Origin of the sequence: Maribacter sp. X9, from assembly GCF_048537565.1 — a bacterium.
GTDB lineage: Bacteria > Bacteroidota > Bacteroidia > Flavobacteriales > Flavobacteriaceae > Maribacter.
This window is the reverse complement of sequence record NZ_CP183215.1, coordinates 938,986-962,720: the sequence shown is the minus strand read 5'-3', so window position 1 is coordinate 962,720 and position 23,735 is coordinate 938,986. Positions and strand designations below refer to the sequence as shown.

Annotated in this window: 24 protein-coding genes; 9 read left to right on the top strand and 15 right to left on the bottom strand. The window is 38.4% G+C overall.

Going from position 1 to position 23,735, the window contains the following annotated elements; genetic code table 11:
• Positions 1 to 17 precede the first annotated feature (17 nt).
• From ACNR9Q_RS04090 to ACNR9Q_RS04070, 5 genes are all read left to right on the top strand, one after another.
• Complete coding sequence (locus ACNR9Q_RS04090; RefSeq protein WP_419213336.1) at positions 18 to 1,160, top strand: CNNM domain-containing protein; 1,143 nt, start codon at positions 18 to 20, stop codon at positions 1,158 to 1,160.
• A gap of 1 nt (position 1,161) precedes the next feature.
• Positions 1,162 to 1,635 (top strand): methylated-DNA--[protein]-cysteine S-methyltransferase, encoded by a 474-nt coding sequence (locus ACNR9Q_RS04085; RefSeq protein ID WP_419213335.1) that lies wholly within the window; start codon positions 1,162 to 1,164, stop codon positions 1,633 to 1,635.
• A gap of 349 nt (positions 1,636 to 1,984) precedes the next feature.
• Positions 1,985 to 2,704 carry a 3'-5' exonuclease gene (locus tag ACNR9Q_RS04080; protein WP_419213334.1) on the top strand — a complete coding sequence of 240 codons (720 nt, stop codon included), beginning with the start codon at positions 1,985 to 1,987 and terminating at the stop codon, positions 2,702 to 2,704.
• Between the two features lie 116 nt (positions 2,705 to 2,820).
• Positions 2,821 to 3,333, top strand: coding sequence for a DUF3124 domain-containing protein (locus ACNR9Q_RS04075; RefSeq protein WP_419213333.1), 513 nt, complete (start codon positions 2,821 to 2,823; stop codon positions 3,331 to 3,333).
• 2 nt (positions 3,334 to 3,335) lie between these two features.
• Positions 3,336 to 3,941 carry a MarC family protein gene (locus tag ACNR9Q_RS04070; protein ID WP_419213332.1) on the top strand — a complete coding sequence of 202 codons (606 nt, stop codon included), beginning with the start codon at positions 3,336 to 3,338 and terminating at the stop codon, positions 3,939 to 3,941.
• An 88-nt stretch (positions 3,942 to 4,029) separates the two neighbouring features.
• On the opposite strand, the gene ACNR9Q_RS04065 is transcribed toward ACNR9Q_RS04070, so the two are convergent.
• Both ACNR9Q_RS04065 and ACNR9Q_RS04060 read right to left on the bottom strand, forming a co-directional pair.
• Positions 4,030 to 6,231, bottom strand: a complete 2,202-nt coding sequence (locus ACNR9Q_RS04065; RefSeq protein ID WP_419213331.1) for a S8 family serine peptidase — start codon at positions 6,229 to 6,231, stop codon at positions 4,030 to 4,032.
• Positions 6,232 to 6,395: 164 nt separating this feature from the next.
• Complete coding sequence (locus tag ACNR9Q_RS04060; RefSeq protein WP_419213330.1) at positions 6,396 to 7,373, bottom strand: endonuclease/exonuclease/phosphatase family protein; 978 nt, start codon at positions 7,371 to 7,373, stop codon at positions 6,396 to 6,398.
• Between the two features lie 74 nt (positions 7,374 to 7,447).
• Between ACNR9Q_RS04060 and hflX the strand changes: the two genes are divergently transcribed.
• The gene (gene hflX / locus ACNR9Q_RS04055; protein ID WP_419213329.1) at positions 7,448 to 8,659 is read left to right on the top strand and encodes a GTPase HflX; all 1,212 of its coding nucleotides are present in this window, start codon (positions 7,448 to 7,450) and stop codon (positions 8,657 to 8,659) included.
• A 269-nt stretch (positions 8,660 to 8,928) separates the two neighbouring features.
• Here hflX and ACNR9Q_RS04050 read toward each other — a convergent pair whose 3' ends face one another.
• The 12 genes from ACNR9Q_RS04050 to ACNR9Q_RS03995 all read right to left on the bottom strand — a co-directional run bounded on the left by ACNR9Q_RS04050 (position 8,929) and on the right by ACNR9Q_RS03995 (position 18,742).
• A complete protein-coding gene (locus ACNR9Q_RS04050) occupies positions 8,929 to 9,858 on the bottom strand; it encodes a DUF3078 domain-containing protein (RefSeq protein WP_419213328.1) in 930 nt (309 codons plus the stop codon).
• A gap of 72 nt (positions 9,859 to 9,930) precedes the next feature.
• A complete protein-coding gene (locus ACNR9Q_RS04045) occupies positions 9,931 to 10,437 on the bottom strand; it encodes a DUF2480 family protein (protein ID WP_419213327.1) in 507 nt (168 codons plus the stop codon).
• Between the two features lie 48 nt (positions 10,438 to 10,485).
• Entirely contained in the window at positions 10,486 to 10,818 is a 333-nt protein-coding gene (locus tag ACNR9Q_RS04040; protein WP_419213326.1) for an SUF system Fe-S cluster assembly protein, read from the bottom strand.
• Between the two features lie 6 nt (positions 10,819 to 10,824).
• Positions 10,825 to 11,250, bottom strand: coding sequence for a SufE family protein (locus tag ACNR9Q_RS04035; protein WP_419213325.1), 426 nt, complete (start codon positions 11,248 to 11,250; stop codon positions 10,825 to 10,827).
• Positions 11,251 to 11,287: 37 nt separating this feature from the next.
• Entirely contained in the window at positions 11,288 to 11,722 is a 435-nt protein-coding gene (locus ACNR9Q_RS04030; protein ID WP_419213324.1) for a hypothetical protein, read from the bottom strand.
• 126 nt (positions 11,723 to 11,848) lie between these two features.
• Complete coding sequence (locus tag ACNR9Q_RS04025) at positions 11,849 to 13,063, bottom strand: aminotransferase class V-fold PLP-dependent enzyme (RefSeq protein WP_419213323.1); 1,215 nt, start codon at positions 13,061 to 13,063, stop codon at positions 11,849 to 11,851.
• Between the two features lie 75 nt (positions 13,064 to 13,138).
• On the bottom strand, positions 13,139 to 13,765 hold the full coding sequence (locus tag ACNR9Q_RS04020) for an outer membrane protein (protein ID WP_419213322.1): 627 nt from the start codon (positions 13,763 to 13,765) through the stop codon (positions 13,139 to 13,141).
• 124 nt (positions 13,766 to 13,889) lie between these two features.
• Positions 13,890 to 15,206: a Fe-S cluster assembly protein SufD gene (gene sufD / locus ACNR9Q_RS04015; protein ID WP_419213321.1), complete on the bottom strand. Its 1,317-nt coding sequence runs from the start codon at positions 15,204 to 15,206 to the stop codon at positions 13,890 to 13,892.
• Between the two features lie 77 nt (positions 15,207 to 15,283).
• A complete protein-coding gene (gene sufC / locus ACNR9Q_RS04010) occupies positions 15,284 to 16,036 on the bottom strand; it encodes a Fe-S cluster assembly ATPase SufC (protein WP_419213320.1) in 753 nt (250 codons plus the stop codon).
• A gap of 6 nt (positions 16,037 to 16,042) precedes the next feature.
• Positions 16,043 to 16,912: an N-acyl homoserine lactonase family protein gene (locus ACNR9Q_RS04005; RefSeq protein ID WP_419213319.1), complete on the bottom strand. Its 870-nt coding sequence runs from the start codon at positions 16,910 to 16,912 to the stop codon at positions 16,043 to 16,045.
• A 13-nt stretch (positions 16,913 to 16,925) separates the two neighbouring features.
• A complete protein-coding gene (gene sufB, locus ACNR9Q_RS04000) occupies positions 16,926 to 18,371 on the bottom strand; it encodes a Fe-S cluster assembly protein SufB (RefSeq protein ID WP_419213318.1) in 1,446 nt (481 codons plus the stop codon).
• A 41-nt stretch (positions 18,372 to 18,412) separates the two neighbouring features.
• Entirely contained in the window at positions 18,413 to 18,742 is a 330-nt protein-coding gene (locus ACNR9Q_RS03995; protein ID WP_419213317.1) for a HesB/IscA family protein, read from the bottom strand.
• 492 nt (positions 18,743 to 19,234) lie between these two features.
• Between ACNR9Q_RS03995 and ACNR9Q_RS03990 the strand changes: the two genes are divergently transcribed.
• Positions 19,235 to 20,692, top strand: a complete 1,458-nt coding sequence (locus ACNR9Q_RS03990) for a Gfo/Idh/MocA family protein (protein WP_419213316.1) — start codon at positions 19,235 to 19,237, stop codon at positions 20,690 to 20,692.
• Positions 20,693 to 20,791: 99 nt separating this feature from the next.
• Positions 20,792 to 21,835 carry a thiamine-phosphate kinase gene (gene thiL / locus ACNR9Q_RS03985; RefSeq protein WP_419213315.1) on the top strand — a complete coding sequence of 348 codons (1,044 nt, stop codon included), beginning with the start codon at positions 20,792 to 20,794 and terminating at the stop codon, positions 21,833 to 21,835.
• Between the two features lie 13 nt (positions 21,836 to 21,848).
• Here thiL and ACNR9Q_RS03980 read toward each other — a convergent pair whose 3' ends face one another.
• Complete coding sequence (locus ACNR9Q_RS03980; RefSeq protein WP_419213314.1) at positions 21,849 to 22,067, bottom strand: hypothetical protein; 219 nt, start codon at positions 22,065 to 22,067, stop codon at positions 21,849 to 21,851.
• 257 nt (positions 22,068 to 22,324) lie between these two features.
• Between ACNR9Q_RS03980 and ACNR9Q_RS03975 the strand changes: the two genes are divergently transcribed.
• A complete protein-coding gene (locus ACNR9Q_RS03975; protein WP_419213313.1) occupies positions 22,325 to 23,599 on the top strand; it encodes a branched-chain amino acid transport system II carrier protein in 1,275 nt (424 codons plus the stop codon).
• Positions 23,600 to 23,735: the final 136 nt, after the last annotated feature.

The following is a 23,735-nucleotide window of genomic DNA, read 5'->3' as shown; positions in this document are numbered from 1 at the left end:
ATAACTAAACACAACCTATGGGATTATTGATATTTTACGCCTTTATCTCTATATTCTTCTCCTTTCTCTGCTCCATTTTAGAGGCGGTACTGTTAAGTATTACACCCACCTTTATAAATGTCAAGATTAAAGAAGGTAAATCCTATGCACACACGCTCGAATCTCTAAAAAGGGATGTAGATCAACCCCTAATTGCCATTCTTACCATAAATACGATTGCCCATACGGTCGGGGCGATTTTGGTCGGGGTACAGGCAAAAGTAGCCTATGCCGAATTATATGGCTCTGAAAACCACACGATTTTCGGTGTTGAATTTACCGAAGATCTTATGGTAGGTATTGTCTCTACCCTAATGACCATTCTTATTTTGGTGGCTTCTGAAATAATACCTAAAACTATAGGAGCAACCTATTGGAAACAACTTTCCAATTTTGCGGCCAAGACCCTGAACATAATGGTTTTGGGACTCAAATACATCGGCCTCTTATGGTTACTACGTTTATTTACAAAGTTGGTGGGCGGTGGTCAACATCATGGTAGTGTATTAAGCAGGGAAGATTTTCATGCAATGACCGATATGGCTCACGAAGAAGGAGTTTTTGAAAAATCAGAATCTACCATCATTAAAAATTTATTGCGGTTCGATCAAATTCTCGTTAAGGACATTATGACCCCGCGTGCAGTGATGAAGATAGCATCTGAAGAAAAATCGATTGCAGACTTTTTTAAGGAAAATCCTAAGGTGAGATTTTCAAGAATCCCGGTTTACCATGAAAAAAGTGATAACATCACAGGATTTGTCTTGAAGGATAGGGTTCTCGAAGAAATGATCAATCAAAATGGAGCCATTCCACTTTCAGAAATTAAACGGGAAATTTTAATGACCCGCAGAAGTACCCCTATTCCCACATTATTTGAAATATTGATCGAAAAAAGAGAGGCCATCGCACTCGTTGTCGACGAATACGGTTCGGTAAGTGGAATCGTAACCATGGAAGATGTCATAGAAACACTGTTAGGGCTCGAAATTATGGACGAGAGCGATAGTATAGCAGATTTACAGGTATTGGCCAGAAAGAATTGGGAGACTAGGGCACAAGCATCTGGAGTCATTGAAAAGCAACATCCCAAAAAAGAAACCCCAGAAAACAAAAATTAAATTGGAAGAGGCATTTGTCAAAACTCCATTGGGCGTTGCCAAAATAACAGGAGACAGCCACGGAATTGCTTCAATCATTGTACTTGATACTGAAGAAATACGCACTGATATTATTCCGGAAAGTTTAGAGGATGCCGTTTATCAACTGAACGAATATTTTGAAGGCATCCGAAAGCAATTTCTACTAGACCTTAAACCAGAGGGTACCGAATTTCAAAAAAGGGTTTGGAAAGCACTTCAAAATATACCTTACGGACAAACAACGTCTTACCTAGAACTTTCCAAAACCTTGGGAGATATTAAAGCGATTAGAGCTGTAGCAGCGGCGAACGGAAAAAATCCCATATGGATTGTCATTCCATGTCACCGCGTCATAGGTAGCGATGGTTCACTTACCGGGTATGCAGGTGGCTTGCACCGTAAACAATGGCTTTTGGAACATGAAAGTCCTTTTAAACAACAAAGCCTGTTTTAAACAGCTTTGTTGTTTAAAATTCATCCCTACCACCCCTCTATATTATGGCTACAATGGAAGTTTGAAACAGACCAATAGGTCGCTTTGGAACAATTTACCTCTCTTTCAAACTAAAAAAACACCGTTTATCTATTTTTTCACTACGATTGACTATTAACCAATCATATTCATTTGAATCTGTAAAATGAAAATAAACCCACTAGTCGGTTTACGATTATTCCAAGAAATAGATCTAGATTCATAACAATCTGCGGGCATCTTGCACCATGTCCTATTTTGCCTTAATATTCAACAACTAAATATTAAAGAAATTATCTTAATTTACTAGTTCATAGCAATTCACAGACCTATGCTTGAAAAAATACCTCTTGACCTCATCCTGTTTTTGGATATCGAAACGGTGCCTGAAGAAAGTTCGTTTGACCAATTAGATATGGAAAAACAAGAGCTTTGGTCACAAAAAACACAGTACCAACGTAAAGATGAATTTAGCGCCGAAGAGTTTTATGACCGTGCCGGCATTTGGGCCGAGTTTGGCAAGATCATCTGTATCTCTGTTGGCTATTTCACCTTGAAAGGTGAAAACCGGAGTTTTAGGTTAACTACTTTTCATGGAGAAGAAGCAAAACTTTTGCAAGAATTCAAACAGCTGTTGAACGGCCATTTTAACCATTCGAAAAATGTAATGTGTGCGCATAATGGTAAAGAATTCGATTTTCCGTACATAGCCCGTAGAATGATTGTACATTGCATTTCACTGCCCTACAAATTGGACCTTTTTGGAAAAAAACCTTGGGAAGTACCCCACTTAGATACTATGGACTTATGGAAATTCGGCGATTATAAGCACTATACCTCCCTTAAACTTATGGCCAATGTTCTCGGTATCCCCTCGCCAAAAGAGGATATAGATGGAAGTATGGTACGCAATGTTTATTATGAAGAGAAAGATTTAGACCGTATCATTACCTATTGCGAATTAGATGTACTTACTACGGCACAGGTCTTTTTAAGATTACGGAATGAACCACTGTTGAACGATGATGAAGTAAAGAAAGTAGTGAATTAAAACTAGTAACAAGAGGATTCCCTAATTCTATGCTAAAAATTAGAATCTCTTATTAGGAAAGGAATACTAATGATGTAATTTTGAATATGACACTATTTTCCAAAAACTACTTATCCATGAAAAAGTTCATTTTTCTATTCTCCATCCACGTACTTTTAATAGGCTGCGCCGAAAAAAAAGTAGAGATGAGCTCTATAAATCCTGAAAATTGGTCCAAAAGACAGGTTTCACTGCAACCCAAGGATTCTTTAGAGCATGGGAAATCATACTTATCCATTTATTCGCAAATCTACAGTAGTTCTGAGCATAAAACACACAACCTGACGGCAATGGTCAGTCTTCGCAATACAAGCGAAAAAGATACTATATATCTTTTAAAAGCAGAATATTTCGATACCCATGGCACTTCGGTAAGAACCTATTTTAACCATCCTATTTATCTCGCTCCCTTGGAGACCACTGAAATCATCATTGACGAACATGATATAGAGGGGGGTACTGGATCTAATTTCATTATTGAATGGAAAATACCCAAAGATTGTCCTGAGCCTTTGTTCGAAGGTATTATGAATTCTACCGTTGGCCAGCAGGGACTCTCCTTTACCACACAATCAAGAAGAATACAATAACAATGATAGAAATACTAACCTCTATATTTTTTCTAATTGCAGTTATTGACCCAATAGGATCTGTTCCCGTATACCTAGAAGCAACGAAAGAGTTTGACAAGCTACATAAGCGGAAAATTGCCATAAGGGCATCGATAATCGCTTTTTTTATCCTACTGTTCTTCATTGTCATCGGACAGCTTATTCTAGAGGCCATGTCCGTTTCTTTAGATGCGTTCCAAATATCCGGAGGTGTAATTCTATTCTTGTTCGCATTGACCATGATTTTTGGGGATGGAAAACCAGAGGAGGAAAAAAGCCATATAACCGATTATAAGCATGTTACCATTTTCCCTGTTGCGATTCCGTCCATCGCTTCTCCCGGGGCAATCATGGCGGTCGTACTATTAACGGATAACCACATCTATACCATAGAGCAACAAACCCTTACCACGGCATTGGTACTTTTAGTAATTGGTCTTACCTGTGGAGTATTATTAGCCGCCAATAATGTTCAAAAACATATTGGAAGTTATGGAATAACAGTTATCAGTAAAGTCATGGGGTTGATTTTAGCCTCTTATGCCGTTCAAAGTATACTCAGTGGTATTAGCAACTATTTCACTTGACAAATATGAATAGCCGTTCTAACTATATTGATTGAACCGCAATTTCAAAAATTAAGAGAAGCTTGGAAGCTTGAAAAAAATTTAATACTTAATATTTATAAAATTTTGCGCTCTTATTTAAATCAAAATCTTGTACTTGAAGGATATAAAGTCCAGAAGGCAAATCAGAAACGTTGATCCGTTCATTATTGACCACGTTCATTTTTAATTCGACACCGCTGGTACTTACAATACGATACATAGCCGTATCACTCGTTTTAATGTTCAATTGAATCTCATCTACAGCAGGATTAGGATATACATTAAACGAAAGTGTATCATCTAAACTTAAAGTTGTCAACGTTTCCAAGACCGTTTCCTGACCCTTAAAGGCAAAAGAAAGTACCTCGCTATATTCAGAAGCCACATTTTGGGAACAAAAAGTCCTGAATCTCAATGCATAAATCTTATCCTGTATCAAGCCTTTCAAAGCAAATGCATTCGTATCAACATATTGCGTTGACCAGTCTTGTTGGTTCACTTCTTTATATTGAACTTCATAAAGACCTTCTTCACTTCCTTCCCAAGTTATGGTAATTCCTGTAGCATCGACCTTTTCTAAGGTAACTTGTTCGGGTGCTTTAGCTGAACAAGAGGTCATCATTACTCCAGAAAGTATTAATGAGAAATCCTGACTGTTATTTTCTAATTTCCCTTTATGGCTTACTGTAATGGTATACGTTCCTTTTGCATTCGGTATTTCGATACGTTCAAAAGGGTCAACACTATTATCACCTTTAATAGCAGCACTACTCGCTTGTGCCGGATTCAATTTCCAAGGAAGGAATGTTTTACCGTTTTGGGTAATCCTGATATCCAGATCATTCACCAAGGCAGCGGTGGTATTATTCAATTCGCCACTATTTACAAAATTTGAAGCTACATCTGTCCAAGAAATAGATGCGACAAGGCTACCCTCTCCCTCGGCTGTTACCGTAAAAGAAAACTTTTCTTCATTTTCTAAGGACTCCTCGGAAATATAGCTCGTGAAATCTTTATTGAAAAGAACTTCTGCCGCTCTTTTTGAGTTCATAATTCCCCATCCCATTTTGTAATCCGGCCCTGCTTTATCAATATCGTCTGCTGTATGTAACGCCAAACCTTTTAAGGTTGCCGCTTTCATATAGGAACCATATAATTGTTCATTGTACTGTTGCAACAATAATAAGGAACCAGTGACACCTGGAGTAGCCATTGACGTACCAGAAGATGTATTGTAGCTTGTGTTACTATACGAATCTGTAGAAAGTATGGAGCCTCCATCACCAGCAAGATCTGGTTTTATTCTTCCGTCATCAACTGGTCCAAAACTACTGTAGGCAGATACATTTGAACTGATTAAGTTTCCGTTTCGGTCAATTTCAGAATTGGCACCGGCAACCGTAATTCCGTTCTTTGTCAATGTAAATCCTAACAATACATCAAAACCATCTGCAGTGGTACCGTAGATAGGAGCTTCGTTGTCCCGACTTTTTTGAGCGTTACCCGCAGCCGTAACCATTAGATAGTAAGGAGCGTTGTACATTATTTTGTCCCAGTCTTGGGCCACTTTAGTGTAGGCTCCAAAATACCAATCTGGAACACGGTCTGCCTTTATTCCATAAGAATGGTTAGAAAGTAAAAGTCCGTTTGCAGCAGCCTCGGTAACTTCAATCTTATCTCTACTCCAATCATGGGTCAAGACACTTGCTTTGTTGGCAACTCCCTTGGCCTCCTTTTTATGACCTGTAGAGATGATACTTCCGGTAACACGTGTAGCATGAGAGTCAATGTCCGATGCCTCATCTCCCTTTATAACCCGAGAAGAATATTCAACATGGTTTTCCAAAGCTATTCCAGAATCCCAAACCCCTACTTGCATTCCTTCACCATCCAAACCCAAACCCAGGATTCCATTGGTATTCAATGTGTTCGCCCTAGAAACAAGACCGGCTTGATCAGCATAAGTCTCATAGTACAATGGACTGCCATCAGTCCCTATTTCCTGCAACTCGATTTTCTTACCATTGGCAAGTGTTTCTTTTATTTTCCAATTATTCTGTTTGGCGAGCTCTTTTATGCGAATGGTCTTAGCCTTGTGCTCAGAAACAAGGTTTGATTTAAAATTATTCAAAATATCGGTTTTGTAACCTGCTGATATTTCTAAACGTTGTTTTTTCGTTTGCCCACTTAAGATGCTTACACATGAAAAAACAATACCAAGCAAAATGGTAAAAGAGCTTTTGCTGTACATTGTATTTTTATGATTCATAGGCAGGTATTTATATTTGTAAGACTTAGACTACAAATATACCAACCTATACCTACATCGGATAAAACACAGGTTTTATTCGATGAAATACATCAAGCTTTCAATTTGTTTGTTGTGAAAACACCAATTTTCGATGTGTAAGTTTTTTCTTTCGAAAATTATTATCAGGAATTAAGGCTGAACATCGCATAGACAGGGAAGTGATCACTATATCCACCCATATATCTATTCCCTACAAAAGTTCTGTAGGGAGTACCTTTATACTTGCCTTCCTTTTCTTTCAGGAAAGGATTATCAAAAATTGCAGCGGTATCGAAACTATGTGTTCCCTTTTCGAAACTAAAAAAGGAATTTGAAATAAGAATTTGGTCGAAAAGATTCCACGTACTATTATAAGTTGAAGTACCGCTACTTAACGGTATATGTAAAATTTGCATTGGATTAAACAAACGCGCGCCGCTCATCAACAATTGAATACTTTTCGATAAGGGGTCATCGTTAAAATCGCCCATAACAATGATGTTCGGGTCTGGTTCTACCAGTTCTATATCTTCTATCTTTTCAACAATCTGTTGAGCTGCCGCGATACGTTTGTGCTCCGTTTCAACATCTCCATCACGTCTTGAAGGCCAATGATTCACAAAAACATGAACCAACTCATTGTTAAGTACACCTTTTACATATAAAATATCTCGAGTCATATCTCGTATTCCTTCAGGATTATTGACCACCAATGCCAATGGTTCTGAATGAAGCACTTTAAAAAACTTATGCCGGTAAAGAAGTCCTGTATCGATACCGCGTTCATCGGGAGATTCAAAATGCACAAAGCCATAATCCAAACCATCTAAAGGGGCAGTTGACAACAGGTCTTTTAGAACACCGCTATTTTCCGCTTCGGCGACCCCCACCAAAACCGGCGGATACTGATGGCCATCCTCCCCAATATGGACAATTGTTTTCGCAAGCTTTGATAATTTTCTTCGGTATCGTTCTGGTGTCCACTTTTTTAATCCGGTAGGAGTATAATCACTATCTAAAGTAGCGGTATTTCGTTCTGGATCAAATAGATTTTCTAAATTGTAGAACGCAACCGCATATCGCTGTTTCTTGACCTTTTTCTTAAAAAATGGTATTCGCATATAGCTTTTTAATGGGTCAATAAAAATACGAAATAGCATAGGGGTATTTGCTTAATTTTGCACTTTACACAACTATGATAGAAAAGAAGGATACAGAATATGAAAAGGCGGTTCTTATTGGGATTATCAATAAAGAACAGAATGAAGAAAAAGTAAAGGAATATCTAGATGAACTTGAATTCCTAACCTACACAGCGGGGGGTGAGGTAACCAAGCGTTTTGTACAGCGTATGGACATTCCTAACCCAAAGACCTTAATCGGTACCGGAAAAATGGAGGAAGTTGAGCGCTACGTTGAAGAAAACGAAATCGGTTCGGTAATTTTCGATGACGAACTTACTCCTGCACAACAACGGAATATTGAAAAGCAGCTGCGCTGCAAAATTATTGACCGTACTAGTCTAATATTGGACATCTTTGCCCAAAGAGCACAGACAAGTTATGCCCGTACCCAAGTAGAGCTTGCACAATATGAGTATCTATTACCGAGACTTACCGGACTTTGGACTCACTTAGAGCGCCAAAAAGGGGGTATTGGGATGCGTGGACCAGGTGAAACTGAAATAGAAACAGATAGACGTATTGTGCGTGACCGTATTACCCTACTCAAAAAGAAATTACTGAAGATCGACCGTCAAATGGAGACCCAACGGGGGAACCGCGGCGCATTGGTTCGTGTGGCTTTGGTAGGCTACACCAACGTAGGGAAATCTACACTCATGAACGTAATCAGCAAGAGTGATGTCTTTGCGGAAAACAAGTTGTTCGCCACATTGGATACCACCGTTAGAAAAGTGGTTTTAGGCAACCTTCCTTTCCTTCTAAGCGATACCGTCGGTTTCATCAGAAAACTGCCCACACAATTGGTAGAAAGCTTTAAAAGCACTTTGGATGAGGTGCGGGAAGCTGATTTACTATTACATATCGTTGATATTTCCCATCCACAATTCGAGGAACACATCGAGTCTGTCAACCAAATACTTTCAGAAATCAAAAGCTCCGATAAAAAGATTATTATGGTCTTTAATAAAATCGATCAATACGAGCCAGAAACGATAGATGAAGATGATTTAATTACAGAGCGTACAGGTAAACACTTTACCATAAACGATTGGAAAAAAACCTGGATGGAGAAAATCGGTGATCGTGCCTTGTTCATTTCCGCTTTGAATAAAGAAAACTTGGATGAATTTAGGAAACGTGTTTATGATGAGGTTAGAGACATCCATGTGACCCGCTTTCCCTATAATAATTTTCTGTATCCAGAGAATTTAGATGAGTATTGATCGTCAATTATAAGGCATTTCCTGCAGTTCACCGACGAAAATGAACTCTTCATAAATCTCACCACAAATTGAGTGAAATTCACAACATAAATTATCACCCACAATACTATTGGTCTAATTTTACTTTGTGCTTTAATGTTAGTGTTGACCCAAATCGACATTTAACTTCTTATAACTAAAAGTAAAATCCCAAATTTTACGATAATTGCTTAACCGAAAAAAGCCCTCTATTAAGAGGGCTTTTTTATGATCAAAACTGTAACTGAACATTAAAAAGCATAGTTTAGACCGAACAAAAGATAGGTCTGTAACTTATTGTCTATAGAATCAAATGTTGCCGTTGGATCAGGTGTGGGGCCGGTCAAGGCATAATTCAAAGCTTCTTGTTTATTATTCCTTAAACCAAATTCAAATCCTAGACCTATACCATTCCATAATGTATAACCCAAGGAATTGATCCAGGTATAATTGGATAAATCCCCGCTTTTATAACTCTGAAACATAGAAAGATTGGTCTTGAAATTGACTGCTCCAATTTTCTTGGTATAATCGGCTACGATCTTGGCACCCATCGAAGACTCATAAACATTGTCTCCTTTACTGAATACAAAGTTATAGTTAAGAGGATGTACGACCACTACCAAATCGGTTATAGGAGTCCACGTAGCTCCGACCCCCAAATCTAGGTATCCAGGATCATTAAAATTATCAAGTAAAGTTGTTCGGTATTCCCCAAGTGCGGAGATTGCAAATTTTTCGGTTATTTTTCGTCCGTACAACGAGTTTATCGTAAACACATCCGCCGATTTTCTAAAAGAATCATCATCGTTAGGGTCATCTTTATCATCAAACTTTACCCAACTTAGGTTCACGTTGCCCGAATTTCTCCAGAAGTACTTATCTTGATTAAGATTGGCATAGCCATTTAATATAACACCGATATTACCTGATGAATTGTTCGGAGTACCTTGGGCATACCAGTTGTTGAAACTACTTAAGTTCATCCCTATTGTACCAAAAGCACCTTTTTTCCAACCGGGAAGTTTATCGATTTGTGCTTGCAAGGCATCAACCCTTCCTTTTATGGCGGCTATAGAATCTTTCTTAGGTGCTATTTGTGCTTTAAGTTCATCTTCCGTTTGCGAAAAACCTAAACTCGCGCAAAACACAAGCACAAGAGTTAAAACAATTTTCTTCATATTTATTAGTGTTACTATTCTATAAAGGCGCAAATGTAAGAATTGTAGCCAAAAAGCATACATATGAAATTGCTATTTTCTTTTATACAAAGGCACCGAAGAGCATGCCTCGCCATACATTATTGATTTAGCTACAGGAACTAATTTTTCAGCTAAAAATAAATAAGCATTTGCAGGTACGGGCTTTTTGCTACAGCCTTTGATGATGACGGACTTATCTTGAAATTCAGAAACGTTCAAATTTTCAATTACAGATTGATATAAAAAAGACTCTAGATCTTCGAAGGTTCCTTGTACCGCTTTTTTTGAAAACTCGGAGAGCTTTACGGTAATTAACATGTATGCCCACCCTGGTATAATGGCATCTGTAGAACAATGCAATGCAACGTAGGCATCCTTATATTGAGACCAATCATGGTTTTCTACAGAGGCCCGAAAATCTCTTTCTTTTAAAATGAAACCTTCGAACAACCAATCCTTAATATCTAAAACCATCCGTTTACCTTCAGGATAGTAATCCTCAAGATTAAAGGTGATTAATTTACTTTGGGCTACTCTATTAACGATTTCGTCTTGCATTTATCTATAATTATGCCTTGAAAGTGTTCGACCTTTTAGAATTCTTTCCTATAAAAGACCAAGTTCCAATTTAGCTTCTTCGCTCATTAAATCTTGGGTCCATGGTGGGTCAAACGTAATTTCCACTTCAGCATCCTTTATCTCATTAATTGATTTTACCTTTTCTTCAACCTCTACTGGCAGGGTTTCCGCTACTGGACAATTTGGAGATGTCAAGGTCATCAATATCTTTACCTCATTATCTTCATTGACCAATACATCGTAGATAAGCCCTAATTCGTAAATATCTACAGGGATTTCAGGGTCATAAATGGTTTTCAACACCCTAACAATTTTTTCTCCTAATTCAGCACTATCTTCGGCTATATGTTCTTCGCTCATAATGTTCTATTCTTCAATTTGTGTTTGATATGCCACTGCATATAATTTTAATTGTTTGATCATACTCACCAAGCCATTTGCCCTGGTAGGTGACAAATGTTCTTTTAAACCTATTTCATCAATGAATTGGGTGTCGGCATCTAAAATATCCTGAGGCTTTTGTTCGCTAAACACCCTTATCAAAATAGCGATGATCCCTTTCGTAATGATGGCATCGCTATCTGCCGTAAATATCAATTTATTATCCTCTAACTCTGCATGCACCCAAACTTTACTTTGGCAACCCTTGATGATGTTATCATCGGTCTTGTATTCTTCTTTAATCAATGGAAGGGACTTCCCCAATTCTATCATGTACTCGTACCGCTGCATCCAATCATCGAACATTGAAAACTCGTCGATAATTTCTTCTTGTATCTCTTTAATTCCCATGGTTCTATTTTCAACAAAATTACAACAAGTATCGGTGCTAATCAACTGTTTGGGTCAATGCTAGTATACGGTTTATCAATGGTACCAAATCACGTGGGGGATTCCCCTCGTCAAAGTCCGTAGATCTATAGGTTTTCTTTTGGGTTATGATGGTCAACGTTGCTATTCTTGCGCGATCACTGTGACGATCGGAACTAGGCACTTTTAGTTGAGAAATACCTTGAAATGACACGTCTTTTATTGATGAAATCAATTCTTGCCACTGATATGTTTCAACATTAACCGATTTTTTAAATGTTTCTCTTCCTTCGGAAGTGATAATCATTTCATTTTCCGTTAGGTCACAAGAATAACTTGACCCTCTTGTCGTAGCTTGATAAATGAACTGCTGAACGGATGCAGATGCGTCCCTGTTTTTTGGATTACAGGTCGTCACTAAAACCGTAATTAATATCGCTATGGTCAGTTTCATATTGGAATAATTAAGGTTAAAATACACAAAAGGACTCCTAGTCGGCGCCCATTTACTATAAGCTTAAGAGAAACAATAATTTGACATCTGCATGTTCTAACTAAAGTTTCAAATTAGTGTTATAAACTACAGCAGCATGCTTTTAGCTTTCTTAACGCCAGCAACTAGAACATCTATCTCTTCTTTGGTATTATAAAAGGAGAAACTAGCCCTAACGGTGCCAGGTATCTTATAAAAATCCATTATGGGTTGAGCACAATGGTGCCCCGTACGTACGGCAATACCTAATTTATCTAGAATACTACCCATATCATAAGGATGTATTCCTTCGATATTGAAAGATATCACTGAAGTTTTATTTTTTGCTGTTCCATATATTTTGAGTCCCTCTATTTTTAGCAATTCTTGGGTGCCATATTCTAAAAGCTCATGCTCATATTTTGCTATCAAATCAAACCCAATAGCGTTCATATAGTCCAGTGCGGCACCAAATGCGATTCCCCCACAGATATTGGGCGTTCCTGCTTCGAATTTATGGGGCAGCGCGGCATAGGTTGTCTTTTCAAAAGTAACCTCGGCAATCATTTCACCCCCACCTTGATACGGTGGCAATTTATTCAACCAATCCTCTTTTCCATATAACATACCTACACCTGTTGGTCCGCAAATTTTATGTGCGGAACAGGTATAAAAATCAACCTCAAGTGCTTGAACATCTGCCGCTAAATGAGGCACTGCCTGCGCACCATCAATCAAAACAGCCGCACCTACATTATGTGCCTTTTCGATAATTTCCTTTATCGGATTGATAGTACCTAAAGCGTTGGAAATATGATTACAAAAAACCAATTTCGTTTTTTCGGATAATAATTCGTCGTAGGCATCCATCAACAATTCCCCTTCTTGACTCATAGGAATCACTTTCAAAACGGCTCCAGTACGTTCACAAAGCATTTGCCACGGAACGATGTTCGAATGATGCTCCATAGCCGAAACCAAAACCTCATCTCCCTTTTTGATTAATGAAGAAAAACCGTTAGCCACAATATTGATGCTGTGTGTCGTTCCTGAAGTAAAAATAATTTCGCAGGATTTTTCTGCGTTGAAATGCTTCTGGACTTTTTGGCGTGCTTGCTCGTATTTATCCGTAGCTTCTTGAGAAAGCGCATGAACCCCACGGTGAATATTAGCGTTATAGTTTTGATAGTAATCAACGATGACATCGATTACTTGTTGCGGTGTCTGTGAGGTAGCGGCATTATCCATGTAAACCAAGGGTTTACCGTTCACTTGCCGTTTTAATATGGGGAAATCTTCCCGTATTTTTTTTATATCTAACATAGTTCAACTTCTTCTATACAAAGATACCCGATAATGAAAACATATCGGGTATCAAGCTTATTGTAATTGCGCTGTTTAGAACCTAAAACCGACTCCTGCTTTTAAAATATTGGCATTTTCCTTGAAATCATAGGTATAGGATTGTTCATTAAAAACCGACTCTCCTTTTCGGGCTATATTTAGATAATCATATTGAATCTGAATAAAAATTCTGCTAGAAATATCGTAAGAAAGGCCTAAATTTAAATTAAGTGCTCCGTCGGTTTCAGAATTATCAAAAACCACTGTTTCACCATCTTTGAAATAGGTGTCGTCAAAGACTACACTATAACCTATTCCTAATTGTGGTTTAAGCTTCGTTAAGCCAGGTATAGGCATTTCCATAAATAGTTTAGGTTGTAGCAGATACGTTTTTGCTTTATAATCATACCCTAAATCATTACTATCTGGAGTGCCAAAGGTAAAATTATTGTTTTTTTTCAAAAATGATGTGTTTAGCCCCATTCCTAAATTAACTGGACCCAATTCTATAAATCGATATTTTAGGCCCAAATCGAGTATTCCATTCAAATTGTTTATTCCTGATGCCGAACCATCTACCAGGTTTAAAGGATAATTGGCTTCTAAACTCCATTTTTGGTCTTGGGAATGTAGAAAATAAGTACTAAGTGTTAGAGCGGAAATAAGTAAAAGTCTTTTCATAAATTGATTATTGAATTGATTGTTATCCGGCTAAAGTAGACCAAAAGCTTTGTAGGAAAATAAAACGGTCCGTTAAGAATTACCCAACGAACCGTTAATTATAAAAAATTATTTTTTAAGTCACTTATAGATCAAAGCCAAGGTTGACCCCTAGTTTCTTTGCAATCAATTTATTGATCCTAGTCTTCAACTCTGGAATACGAACGGAAGACAACACGTTATTTGCAAAAGCATACATTAATAAAGCCCTAGCTTCCTTTTTAGGGATTCCTCGTGATTGTAGATAGAACAAGGCCTCTTCATCCAACTGACCAATGGTGCAACCATGCGAGCATTTAACATCATCGGCAAAAATCTCCAACTGCGGTTTGGTATTGATGCTTGCCTTATCGCTAATAAGAATGTTATTGTTCTGCTGAAAGGCATTCGTTTTTTGGGCGATTTTATCCACGATAATCTTTCCGTTAAAAACACCGGTAGAGCTATCTCCATAGATTCCTTTGTAATCTTGGTGACTTTCACAATTGGGTTGTATATGATGCACTAACGTGTGGTGGTCTACATGTTGCTTTTCACCCAAAATCGTAACACCCTTCATTGTAGAATCAATGTATTCACCATTCTGATAGAAGTTCATATTGTTCCTTGTGAGTTTCCCGCCAAATGAGAACGTATGTACCTTAACAACACTTTTATCTTTCTGATCAATATAGGTGTTATCTATAAGGGAAGCCGTAGGTGAATCGTTCTGTATTTTATAATAATCTACAATAGCACTTTTAGCCGCGAAAATTTCCGTAACCTCATTTGTTAGCACCTCATTGGTAGTTAAACTCTGGTGACGTTCAATAATCTGTACCTCTGCATTTTCTTCAACAATGACTAAATTCCTTGGTTGTAACATTAAGGAAGCTTCATTACCTGTAGCGAAATGCAAAATCTCGATAGGCTTTTTAGGCATTTTATTCTTTGGAATGTAGATATAAGCCCCCTCCCTACTAAACGCTGTATTCAAAGAAGTCAACGACTCCTCTTTGGATGCGATTTTATTAAAATACACATCAATTACCTGTTTGTACATGGGTTTGGTTAACGCCGAGCTCATTAAACAAATGTCGACACCATCATGGGTAGTTTCAGACAAGTAAGAGCTATAAATACCATCAACAAAAACGATTTTATACGAATCGATTTCATGAAGGAAATAGCGTTTCACATCCTTATACTCTAAGGTATTCTCCTGTTTAGGAAAAATACTGAAATCTACTTTCTGTAAACTATTGAGCGATGTATATTTCCAAGCTTCCTCTTTCTTGGAAGGAAAACCTTTTTCCTCGAAATTCTTTATGGCAGCCATACGAACATCGTGTACCGGATGCTCCACATCCACGTTGTTCTCAAACGCCATAAAGGAAGAAATTAATTTATCTTTTAAATCCATTTTATGTAGTATTTAGTTTAGTAATGAGTATTAGGCAGCGAGTACTTTGTACTGACTACTTTCCACTTAATACTATTTTAAATAGCAGTTTCTTGCTTCAACCAATCATAACCTTTCTCTTCCAGTTCAAGAGCCAACTCCTTACCACCAGATTTTACAATTTTACCGTTATGCAATACGTGTACGAAATCTGGAACGATATATTCTAAAAGTCTTTGGTAGTGGGTAATTAAAATAACGGCGTTATCCTTACTTTTCAATTTATTTACTCCATTCGCTACAATACGAAGGGCATCAATATCCAAACCAGAATCGGTCTCATCCAAAATTGCGACCTTTGGCTCTAACATTGCCATTTGAAAAATTTCGTTACGTTTCTTCTCTCCCCCAGAAAAGCCTTCGTTCAACGAGCGGGATAAAAACTTACGGTCGATTTCCAACAGTTCAGATTTTTCACGGATCAGCTTTAACATGTCCTTTGCTGGCATATCTTCCAAACCTTTAGCTTTACGCGACTCGTTAATGGCCGTTTTCATAAAGTTGGTCACTGAAACCCCAGGTATTTCTATAGGATACTGAAACGAAAGGAAAACACCCTTGTGTGCTCTTTCCTCTGGGGAAACCTCATCCAAATCCTCCCCATATAATTCTATAGATCCATGGGTAACTTCAAATTCTTCCTTACCGGCGATTACCGAAGCCAATGTACTTTTACCTGAACCATTTGGCCCCATGATGGCATGCACCTCACCGGCTTTAACTTCTAGATTAATTCCTTTTAAAATTTCCTTATCCTCTATTTGAGCATGTAGGTTTGTAATTTTCAACATAGTCTACTACTTTAAATATTCTGGTGCCTTAGGCAGTTTGTTAAAATCTTCTTTTGAATGTTGTATGTACACTTTTGCGCCGTTTTCTTTTGCAAAAGCCTCAAAAGCTTCCATACTCTTTAATGTTTGCTCAACATCATAATTAAAACTAGGTACTCGCTTATACGCTCTGTTTTCGTAAAGGTGGTATAAATCGCCTGTTAAAAGGATTGGACCATTTTCGGCCAAATCCAAATACAAAACTTGATGACCCGGTGTGTGGCCAGGCATTGATTTTATCACCACACTACCATCGCCAAAAACATCATAATCACCTTTGATTTTTTGTACCTTTTCTAACGCTTTGATCGCATTATAAATATCCGCATTTGATTTTTGTGTTTCTTCACTGGTAATAAAATCATATTCGGCATCTTGAACTAACCAAGTGGCATCCTTTAATGCGTTGGCGTGCCCGCTATGATCAAAATGGGTATGTGAGAGGGCCATATATTTTATATCGGCCGGCGACATTCCGATACTTTTCAACTGATTCATGACAGAATCCTTTCGGGAAACTGTAAATGCCCCGCTTGGGTCTGTGTAAGGTTCATCCATAGCAACCAGACCTTCTGGCAGGCCCGCATCCCACATTAAATTTCCCTTAGGGTGACTGATGACAAAAAACGGATCTGCAAATTCCCTCGATTGGCCATGATAAGTAGTATCTTGAGAGAACAATTCTAAATTATTGGCCATAACCGTTCCACCATCGAAAACATATAACTTTACTTCGGGTTTCACCGCTTCGACAACATCTTCCTTCACTTCCTTCTTTGTCTCTTTACAGGCAAAGAACACCAATGGTACTGCGAATATTAATAGTATTCTCTTCATTTCGTTTTTTTCTTTATCCTACCGAACCTTCTAAACTAATCTCCAAAAGCTTTTGGGCTTCAACAGCAAACTCCATTGGTAGTTTATTAAGCACTTCCTTACTGAAACCGTTGACAATCAATGCGATCGCTTTTTCAGTATCGATGCCTCGTTGGTTACAATAAAAAATTTGGTCCTCGCCAATCTTACTGGTGGTAGCCTCATGTTCTATTTGGGCAGATTTGTTTTTTGCTTCAATGTACGGGAAGGTGTGCGCCCCACATTCGTTCCCCATTAAAAGGGAATCACATTGAGAGAAGTTACGTGCATTATCTGCCCCACTATTGATCTGAACCAAACCTCTATAACTATTCTGTGATTTACCTGCAGAAATACCCTTTGAAATAATCGTACTTCTGGTATTCTTACCGAGATGGATCATTTTCGTACCCGTATCGGCCTGTTGGTAATTATTGGTAACGGCAATAGAATAAAACTCCCCTATGGAATTATCTCCCTTTAAAATACAGGATGGATACTTCCAAGTAACGGCCGAACCCGTTTCTACCTGTGTCCAAGATACTTTCGCGTTCTTCTCGCAAAGGGCTCTTTTGGTCACAAAATTATACACGCCACCTTTACCGTCTTTTCCGCCAGGAAACCAGTTTTGAACGGTTGAATATTTTATTTCGGCATCGTCCAACGCAATTAACTCCACCACGGCAGCATGCAATTGGTTTTCATCCCTCGACGGTGCCGTGCAGCCTTCCAAATAACTTACATAACTCCCTTTGTCAGCGATCAACAAGGTTCGTTCGAACTGACCTGTACCGGCTTGGTTGATTCTAAAATAAGTGGACAATTCCATAGGGCAACGAACGCCTTTGGGAATGTAGCAGAAACTACCATCTGAAAATACGGCGGAGTTCAATGCTGCATAAAAATTATCTCGTTTAGGAACAACCGTGCCTAAATACTTCTTCACCAGTTCGGGATGTTCCTTAATGGCTTCGGAAATGGAACAGAAAATAATTCCCTTTTCGGCCAAGGTCTTTTTAAAAGTGGTGGCAACAGAAACCGAGTCCATCACAATATCTACTGCAACGTTCTGAAGTTTCTTTTGTTCATCAACCGAAATTCCTAATTTCTTATACATCTCCAACAACTCGGGATCAACATCTTCCAAGGTTTTGTTGGGATCTGCTTTCTTAGGAGCAGAATAATAGGAAATTGCCTGAAAATCGGGTTTTTTATAACGGACATTCGCCCATTCTGGCTCGGCCATTTCCTTCCAATACTTAAAGGCTTCGAGTCGCCACAGCGTCATCCACTCCGGCTCCTCCTTTTTCTTGGAAATGGCAATCACGATTTCTTCGCTCAAACCATTAGGAAAGGTGTCAGATTCTATATCCGTATAGAAACCATATTCATACTCTTTGGTTTCCAGTTCTTTTTTTAATTCTTCTTCTGTGTATGCCATATTATTTGTAATACGTCAATTAACATTTAGCAATCAACAATTTATAAGGAAAAACTTTCTCCGCAACCACAGGTACGTTGTGCGTTCGGATTGTTGAAGACAAATCCCTTTCCGTTAAGTCCGCCAGAATATTCCAAAACGGTACCCACCAAATACAAAAAGCTCTTTTTATCTACAATGATACGTACGTCGTTGTCTTCAAAAACCTTATCGGTCTCATCTTTCTTACTGTCAAAGTTCAATTCATAGGACAATCCACTACAACCACCACTTTTCACTCCTACCCGCACATAATCCTTAGATGCATCAAAACCTTCCTCGGTCATAAGACTGACGACTTTCTTTTTGGCTGTTTCTGATACTTGAATCATAATTAACTAGATTTAATCTAAATAGTTTACAAATATACGCTATATGTAGGTTTTTACCATATAACCTTACATTATTATAATGTATCTCATTATAGGATAATACTATAGATTGCAAAGAATGCCAGCTGCTCAGTTTTTGACGCTTTTATGTTGATTATATATTTGGTCCGTGCCCCTTTACAGAAATTGAAACCGTACTGAATATTTTCTTCATTAATTCAACTTATTACCAACTGAGTATATCTCATATGGGCCGATTCAAATAACCCAAGAAGCATCAACTGAGAAAACTTATTAATATATAAGTCGTTTTTGAAAAGAAGCCATGGAAAAACAATAATGTCTTTTTTTTGTAATATTAATTCATTGTAAAAGCCAAAGGTGTTAAATACCTAATCTACTTAGCCATTAATCCCTTGTCATATTTATAAAATAAAAATAAATGGATTAACTTGAAGGCCAAATCAACTTAAATCAAAACAAGAGTGCTTTATGTCAAAAAAAGAGAGGAATTTCAAAAAGAACACCCGTAGAAAATTCATGAAAAATACCGGCTTGGCAGCGGCCGGATTTATGATCGTTCCCAGACACGTGCTGGGTGGTACAGGTTATGTTGCCCCTAGTGATAAATTGAATATTGCAGGAATTGGTGTCGGGGGCAAAGGCCAAAGTGATATTGCTTCCTTTGCAGAAAGTCCGAATGTAAATATCGTATCGCTGTGTGATGTAGATTACAGGCAGGCGATTGCATCAAGAGAAGCTTTTCCAAAAGCAAGTTATTATAGCGATTTCCGCGAAATGCTTGAAAAAGAAGGTAATAACATTGATGCGGTTTCGGTTTCCACTCCTGACCACAACCATGCCGTAGCCGCCTATCAAGCGATGTCAATGGGTAAACATGTCTACGTACAAAAACCGTTGACCCATGATATTTGGGAGGCAAGAATGCTTACTGAAGCGGCCAAAAAATTCAAAGTGGTGACGCAAATGGGTAACCAGGGTGGTTCTGGCGATGGTGTTCGTAAAATGAAGGAAATTTATGATACAGGAATTATTGGTGATGTGCACACCGTAAAATGCTGGACAAATAGGCCCATTTGGCCACAAGCCTTACAGACACCTACCAAAAAAGATAGGGTTCCCAAAGGTCTGGACTGGAATCTTTGGCTCGGTACTGCCGCAATGCGCGATTACAATGACGCCTACCTTCCTTTCGATTGGCGGGGTTGGTCAGATTTCGGAACAGGTGCCTTAGGCGATATGGCCTGCCATATTATGGATCCCGTTTATAGAATTCTACCCATTCTTTATCCAAGTACTGTAGAGTGTAGTGTTTCAGATTCTTTTAAAGGGAAGTTTGAAACAGCTGATTATCCAAAAAGTTTTCCCAACTCCAGTAAAATCCATTTAAGCTACCCACGTACCGATGGAAAAGGAACTATTAAAGTTTCTTGGATGGATGGCGGATTATTACCTGAACGGCCTGACGAACTAGGTGATGATGAAGCTTTGGGCAACTGGGATGGCGGTGTTCTATTTATAGGCACCAAAGGAAAATTAATGGCCGATTGTTACGGAGCCAATCCACGATTACTTCCATTAAGCCTTAACGAACAATTTGAAGTTGAAGAAACCATTGCACGTGTGCCCGAAGGTCATTATTTACAGTGGGTAAATGCCTGTATGGCAGGGTATGGAAATGCGGAGACCAGTTCTTCTTTTGACTACGCCGGGCCGTTTACAGAAAGCATACTCATTGGTAATTTGGCCTTGAAATCATACTTCGAAGTTGACCCCACAGCTGAAAACCAAGGCTTCTGGGGCGGTGGAAAACAATATTACGGAAGAAAACGTTTACAGTGGGATGCAGCCAATATGAAAATCACGAATTTTGAACCTGCAAATAAATATGTAAAACGTACCTACCGGGACGGTTATTCCTTAGGATAGACATTTAGTTTTTTTAAACCGTAAAAAAGGAAAACTGGAGCGTAACAACTCCAGTTTTTTTATGCTTTTAATCTAGTATTAACTCCTTATTTTTGCATCATGCTAGAAGATAAGAATCAAGAAAGGACTTCTTTGGAGAAATTAGGAGAATTTGGTCTCATAGACCACCTCACCAAGGATTTTAAAATCAAACAAAAATCGACCATAAAAGGTATTGGAGACGATGCAACCGTTTTGGATTTCAAAAACAAAAAAACGGTGATCAGTACGGACCTCTTAATTGAAGGGGTACATTTTGACCTTGCCTACATGCCTCTGAAACATTTAGGTTATAAGTCGGTTATGGTGAATCTATCCGATATCTATGCGATGAATGCAACGGCAACACAAGTAACAGTTTCTATTGCCGTTTCCAATCGTTTTCCGTTAGAAGCATTGGAAGAATTATATGCGGGCATTGCCACTGCATGTAAAACCTATAAAGTTGACTTGGTCGGAGGTGATACCACCTCTTCTAAAACCGGACTTTTAATTAGTGTTACCGCCATAGGCGAGTCAGACGAGGCAGATATCGCTTATCGATCAGGTGCCAAACCAAATGACTTATTAGTCGTTTCGGGCGATTTAGGTGGAGCTTATATGGGTTTACAGGTATTGGAACGTGAAAAGGAAGTTTTTAAGGTCAACCCCAACAGCCAACCCGATCTGGAACCTTATTCCTATATTGTAGAACGACAGTTAAAGCCTGAAGCTCGAAAGGATATTGTTGAACTATTGAAAAAACTGGAGGTGCACCCTACTTCAATGATTGATATTAGTGACGGACTTTCATCTGAAATTCTTCATTTAAGCAAGAGTAGCGGTTTGGGTATTGATCTTTACGAGGATAAAATTCCTTTAGATCCAACCGTTATTTCGGCCTGTGAGGAATTTAAAATGGATAGTACATTGGTAGCCTTAAGTGGAGGCGAAGACTATGAACTTTTGTTTACCATAGACCAAAAAGAATTCCCGAAAATAAAGGGCAATCCTAACTTAACCGTTGTGGGGCATACCACGGGAAAAGATGAAGGTGCTTTCTTGATTTCCAGGAACAATACGAAGATTCCATTGACCGCGCAGGGTTGGAATTCTTTTACCTAAAAAGAAAAAACAATTAAGCTACTTGTTGCGCAGCGGTATGTCTTCTTTGGTAAATATGTTCTAACGTTCTGTTGATGTCTTCCAACTCTGGCGTTAATATCGAAAGGTTTCCACTTACGTCTGTCGTAACTTGCTTTTGGCAATGAATACACTTGTATTCTTTAATGTGCGATGTCACCTTTTTAGAGATGGAATAGTGATGGCCAAAAATGTTGCAGAATAATTTTTTCATGCTGTAGGTTTTTGTTGCAAAGGTTTCGATTTGGGTAACCGATAAAATGCGATTAAGTGTTTGTTCAAGGTTATACTTTTGCAGGAAATAACTTGGGGTAAATTTCCTTTTGTTAAAGTACTGTATATTAAAGTGCTGTACCACTATTTGTTGTGAGGTTGAACTTTTTTGTTGTCAACCTAATTTTTTTTGGTGTCTTATCATTCAAAAATCAGGGCGCGTTCGTTATTCCATAATCTTTCACTTTATTTGCAGCCATGTTCAAGAAGAAAGAAATACTTATAACGGCCTTTGCGCTATTCTCCCTTTTTTTCGGTGCCGGAAATTTAATTTTGCCCCCTCTATTAGGTTTCAATGCTGGTAACCAATGGCTTATTGTTACCATTGGCTTTTGTCTTTCTGCAATGGTAATTCCACTTTTAGGGATTTTGGCCCATGCCAAACTACAAGGCACCTTGATGGATTTCGGAAAAAAAGTCTCCCCCACTTTTAGTTTGATTTTTTCCTTTTTCATTTATGCCATAGCTGTGGCATTACCAGGGCCTAGAACCGCATCGGTTACACATGAGATGGCCATACAACCATATTGGGATATTTCTCCTTGGGTTACCAGCAGTATCTATTTTGGCCTAGTCTTTATATTCGCCATCAACCGCTCACGGATATTAGGGGTATTAGGAAAGTTGTTGACACCGGCCATCATTCTGATTTTACTTTTTGTAATCGGTATTACCATTTTTTCATTTCCGTTCGATTTTGGAACGACGAACATTACTAATCCCTTTTCTAACGGGATTTTGGAGGGATACCAAACCTTTGATGCCATTGGTGCCGTAGTCGTAGGCGGGGTAATTATCATTTCCATTAATCTCAAACATACCGATGCCTCATACGAGGATAAAAGATCAATGATCCGTAAAGCGGGATGGATTGCAGGACTGGCCCTGTTCCTTATCTATATGGGCTTGATACTTTCTGGTGCATTAGTACATTCGGCTTTTCCTGAGGATACTACACGAACCGCTTTACTTTCTGGTTTGGCAAAACAGAGTTTGGGAAATGTGGGCAATATCTTTTTAAGTATTTTGGTAGCCATAGCATGTTTTACAACCGCAGTAGGCATCGTTACCGGAACGGCGGATTTTGTAAAATCAAGATGCAATGACTCTCAACTGGCCTACACGCTAACCGCAATTATAGGGAGCGTTTTAGGTATTCTTATCGGTAAATTTGATGTAGGTTACATCATCATTGTGGCATTACCCTCATTGATGTTTATTTATCCAATCACTGTAATTCTAATTCTACTGAACGTAGTTCCTGAAAAATGGGGGTCGTCTTTTGTATTTCGAGCCGTTACCCTAACCACCATTCTTTTTAGTATCCCCGACTTTTTAAATAGTATTCCGGCATTGACCCCAAAACCTGAAACCTTTTCTTGGATTCCTTTACAGGAATATAGTTTGGGTTGGGCGTTGCCGGCATTGGCAACCTTTATATTGACCAATGTCTTCATTCGCTTATCAAGATAATTCTTCATTATATATGGTTTGACTTCTAGAATAGAGGTGAGATTGACAATTCCAAAAATAAATCGTCCTACCAAAATCCAATTTTTCATTTCTGTTCAATCATTAAAAATTTAAAAAACCAAACCTTTCGAAAAAA